Annotated in this window: 1 protein-coding gene; it reads right to left on the minus strand. The window is 22.1% G+C overall.

The window, feature by feature from the left end; all coding sequences use genetic code 11:
- Nucleotides 1–43: 43 nt before the first annotated feature.
- Nucleotides 44–244, minus strand: a 201-nt coding sequence (locus Q4519_RS22535) for a hypothetical protein (RefSeq protein WP_303516112.1), incomplete at its 5' end; no start/stop codon positions are given.

Raw genomic sequence — 244 nt, forward strand, 5'->3', positions numbered from 1 at the left:
TCTGGGGTTAACTAAGGATTTTTATATAGGCATTATTTTGTTTTTATTTATTGTGTTTTTTAGTTTTTATTGAGATGATTTTTATATTGGTTTGATTTTTTTTGTCGTATTTAAGGGTGCTTTTTAATTTATTTTTGTTTTTGTTTATGTTGATGAGTTGAATTAGTTTATGTATTATGGGTTTTAGTTCCTTTCTATAAGGAATTTTTTTAATTTTTGTTTTATTTAGTATGGCGGTTTTATT

Source organism: Motilimonas sp. 1_MG-2023, from assembly GCF_030547455.1.
Classification (GTDB): domain Bacteria; phylum Pseudomonadota; class Gammaproteobacteria; order Enterobacterales; family CBDFNC01; genus Motilimonas.